The following is a 3,816-nucleotide window of genomic DNA, read 5'->3' as shown; positions in this document are numbered from 1 at the left end:
AGGGCGGCGGACAGAGCGGGGTCGGTGTGCGGCCCCGTTCCCTCCTCCGGCTCGCCGGCGACGACGGCCGCCTCGGCCATGGCACGGCGACGCGACTGGCCGGCCCGCTCACGCAGCCGGGCGGCCGCGTCCTCGGCGCTCCGGCGGTCCATCTGGAAGGCGAACCGGCGCCGTTCCTGCCGGCGCAGATAGCCGATGTACGCGCTGAGCAGCACGGCCGGCACGGCGGGCACCCAGAGGAGGGCCAGGCCCCCCACCGCGGCGGCGATCGCGCCGAGGGTGAAGGCGAGGAACAGCAGCACGGTGGTGCGCCGTCTGCGGGCGAGCACCTTCGTGCGCTGGGCGCGCGCCGCGGCCGCCTGCGCCGAGGGCGCGCGCCGGGCGGGGACGTGTTCGGGTTCGGGTGCCTGGGAGTTGCGGGACGGATGCGCCTGCGCGGAGGGCGACTTGGAGGCCGCAGGGGCCGCCTGGTCGCGCGGGGCTTCCGCCCGCACCTGCCGCTCGGGCTCGGCGTCCGCCCGGACCTGACGGCGCGTCGGAGGCACGGCGAAGTCCCGGACGTCCACCGGGTCGGTGGCGACGTCCGGGTCACCGGCGTCCGGCTCCCCCTCCTGGGTGGAGCGCGCCCGCAGGTCCTTGGCGTACCGGCGCTCCATTCCCGCCCTTCCGGACAGCAGCCGGATGGCGGTACTGAAGCGTTCCGTCGGACGGGCCTCGTTCAGCTCGTCCTGCCTACGGAGCCACATCGGCACCAAGTAGGCGGCCCAGGCCCCGACGATGACTGCGTAGATGAGGCCGCTGCTGCTCACGACTCACACGGTAGAGGGATTTGCTCAAGGCCATCCGCCAATTGAGCCGGTGTGTCGCACGATCTGGCTGATATTTCCAGCTTTTTTTGCGATCGATGCGATCAGCGGACCACCCAGGGGGAAATTTAATGCCCGGAGACCGTACCGAGATGGTCGCCCCGAGCATTAATTCGAACAAGTATTCAATTTCCGGCGCTGTTCGCATTCCCCGGCTGTCCGGGCCGCCGCGCGCGGATACGCCGCCAGCGGTCGACCAGGCCGCCGGGGACCTCCTCGGCGGTGAGCGCGTAGACCATGTGGTCCCGCCAGGCGCCGTCGATGTGCAGATAGCGCGGCCGCAGACCCTCCTCGCGGAAGCCGAGCTTCTCCACCACGCGCCGGCTGGGCCGGTTCTCCGGGCGGATGCAGACCTCCAGGCGGTGCAGCCCCACCGCGCGGAAGCAGTGGTCGGACACGAGCGCGACGGCGGTCGGCATCACCCCGCGCCCGGCGACCGACTGGTCCACCCAGTAGCCGATGTGCGCGGAGCACATGGAACCCCAGGTGATCCCGGCGACCGTGAGCTGGCCCACCAGCCGCCCCTGGTACTCGATGACGAACGGCAGCATCCGGCCCGCCGTCGCCTCGGAGCGCAGGTGCCGGATCATCTGGCGGTAGGTGGGGCGGTGCGCGATCGGTCCGGCCGGGGTGGGCGGCGGGATGGTCGCCTCCCAGGGGCGCAGCCAGTCCCGGTTGCGCCGGTTGACCTCACGCCAGGCACGCTGGTCTCGCACCCTTATCGGCCGCAGGACGACATCGCCGTCCACCAGCACCACGGGCCAGGATCTGCCGGTCAGCTCGCACCCCCGGCGCCCGCGTGGCCCGGTGCGTCGGGCCGGGGGTGGTCGCCGCCGCGGATCTGGTCGACGGCGTGCGTCAGCAGCGGCTCCAGCACGGCGAGTCCGTCGCGGACCCCGCCGCTCGAACCGGGCAGGTTCACGATCAGGGTGCCGCCCGCGACCCCGGCCAGGCCCCGCGAGAGCGCGGCGGTGGGGACCTTCTCGCGCCCGTACGCCCGGATCGCCTCGGCGATGCCCGGTACCTCGTGGTCGAGGACCGCGCGGGTGGCCTCGGGGGTGCGGTCGGTGGGCGAGATGCCGGTGCCGCCGGTGGTGACGACCGCGTCGTACCCGGCCGCCACGGCCGCGCGCAGGGCGGCCTCGACGGGGTCGCCGTCCGGGACCACCTGCGGGCCGTCCACGGTGAAGCCGAGGCGGGTGAGACCCTCGGCCACGGCCGGGCCGCCCTTGTCGGCGTAGACCCCGGCGGAGGCGCGGTTGGACGCGGTGACGACCAGCGCGCGGTACGGGGTGCCGGTCATGCCCGGCTCCAGTGGCCGGACTTGCCGCCCGTCTTCTCCTCCACCCGCATGTCGGTGATGACGGCGCCCTTGTCGACCGCCTTCACCATGTCGACCACGGTGAGCGCGGCGACCGAGACGGCGGTGAGCGCCTCCATCTCCACGCCGGTGCGGTCGGTGGTCTTCACGGTGGCCAGGATCTCCACGCCCTCGTCCGTGACGGCGAGGTCCAGCGTCACACCGGAGACCGACAGCGGGTGGCAGAGCGGGATCAGGTCCGGGGTGCGCTTGGCGCCCATGATGCCCGCGATCCGGGCGGTGGCCAGGGCGTCGCCCTTGGGCACTCCCTCACCGCGCAGCAGCTCGACCACGCGCGGGGACACGAGCACCCGGCCACTGGCACGGGCGGTGCGCGCGGTCACTTCCTTCCCGGATACGTCGACCATGCGGGCCGCGCCCGCCTCGTCGATGTGCGTCAGTCGGTCGTGCGTACTCATGGTGTGCGGTGCTTCCCCTTCGCGGCCCGCCGGCGCGGGCGATGCGCGGGCCTCCTGTGCGCGCCACGGTACCGCCAAGTCGGCTCGGGCACCGGGCCGGGACCCACTCACGGCCCCGCGCGGGGGCGGGGGAAGGTCAGCCGAGCAGGACGACCTCGACCTCGGTGCCGGGCTCGGCCTCCGTCACGTCCTCGGGCAGCACGATCAGCGCGTTGGCGTGGGCCAGCGCGGCGATCAGATGGGAGCCGCTGCCACCCACGGGGGTGACCTCGCCGTCCGCGTAGTTGCCGCGCAGGAACTGGCGGCGGCCCTCGGGCGAGCGCAGCGGCCCGTCCACCGTGAGGGTGGCCCGCGTGCGCGGCCGGTGGACCTCGGGAAGGCCCATCAGGGCGCGGATGACAGGGCGTACGAACAGCTCGAAGGAGACGTACGACGACACCGGGTTGCCGGGCAGGGCCAGCAGCGGGGTGTGGTCGGGGCCCACCGCGCCGAAGCCCTGGGGCTTGCCGGGCTGCATGGCGAGCTTGCGGAAGTCGACCCCGCCGCCCTCCTCCTCGCCGACCTCGGTGAGCGCCTCCTTGACCACGTCGTACGCGCCGACGCTGACCCCGCCGGTGGTGACCAGCAGGTCGGCGCGGACCAACTGGTCCTCGATGGTGGAGCGCAGCACGTCCGCGTCGTCCGCGACCGCGCCGACCCGGTAGGCGATGGCGCCCGCGTCCCGGGCGGCGGCGGCGAGGGCGAAGCTGTTGGAGTCGAAGATCTGGCCGTGCTCCAACGGCTCGCCCGGCTGGACGAGTTCACTGCCGGTGGACATCACCACGACCCGCGGGCGCGGCCGCACCCGGACCGTGCCCCGGCCGATCGCGGCGAGCAGCGCGATCTGGGACGGCCCGAGGACCGTGCCCGCGGCGAGCGCCCGGTCACCGGCGCGTACGTCGCTGCCGCTGGGCCGGACATGGGCCCCCGTCCCGGCGGGCCGGAAGATCCGGACCTGGCCCTCGGCACCCTCGGGTGCCTGGGCGCGGGCGCGCATCCCGCTCGCCGGGCCGCCGCCGAGCCCGGCGTCCGTCCACTCGACGGGGACGACGGCCTCGGCGCCGGGCGGCAGCGGGGCGCCGGTCATGATGCGCGCGGCCTGGCCGGGGCCGACCTGGACCGGGGCGGCGTC

Annotated in this window: 5 protein-coding genes; all 5 read right to left on the bottom strand. The window is 74.4% G+C overall.

Going from position 1 to position 3,816, the window contains the following annotated elements; genetic code table 11:
- Positions 1-809, bottom strand: an 809-nt coding sequence (gene glpR, locus GT030_RS31105) for a gephyrin-like molybdotransferase receptor GlpR (protein WP_346009783.1), incomplete at its 3' end; no start/stop codon positions are given.
- Between the two features lie 182 nt (positions 810-991).
- Positions 992-1,624 carry a GNAT family protein gene (locus GT030_RS31100; protein WP_161203948.1) on the bottom strand — a complete coding sequence of 211 codons (633 nt, stop codon included), beginning with the start codon at positions 1,622-1,624 and terminating at the stop codon, positions 992-994.
- A gap of 17 nt (positions 1,625-1,641) precedes the next feature.
- Positions 1,642-2,169: a MogA/MoaB family molybdenum cofactor biosynthesis protein gene (locus tag GT030_RS31095; RefSeq protein ID WP_161203947.1), complete on the bottom strand. Its 528-nt coding sequence runs from the start codon at positions 2,167-2,169 to the stop codon at positions 1,642-1,644.
- A complete protein-coding gene (moaC, locus tag GT030_RS31090) occupies positions 2,166-2,645 on the bottom strand; it encodes a cyclic pyranopterin monophosphate synthase MoaC (RefSeq protein WP_161203946.1) in 480 nt (159 codons plus the stop codon). Before moaC ends, GT030_RS31095 begins: the two co-directional genes overlap by 4 nt.
- 136 nt (positions 2,646-2,781) lie before the next feature.
- Positions 2,782-3,816, bottom strand: a 1,035-nt coding sequence (glp, locus tag GT030_RS31085; RefSeq protein ID WP_161203945.1) for a gephyrin-like molybdotransferase Glp, incomplete at its 5' end; no start/stop codon positions are given.

Source organism: Streptomyces sp. SID1328, from assembly GCF_009865595.1.
Taxonomy (GTDB): Bacteria; Actinomycetota; Actinomycetes; order Streptomycetales; family Streptomycetaceae; genus Streptomyces; species Streptomyces griseoluteus.
Note: the sequence above shows the minus strand (reverse complement) of the source record. Positions and strands in the feature narration are given on the sequence as shown.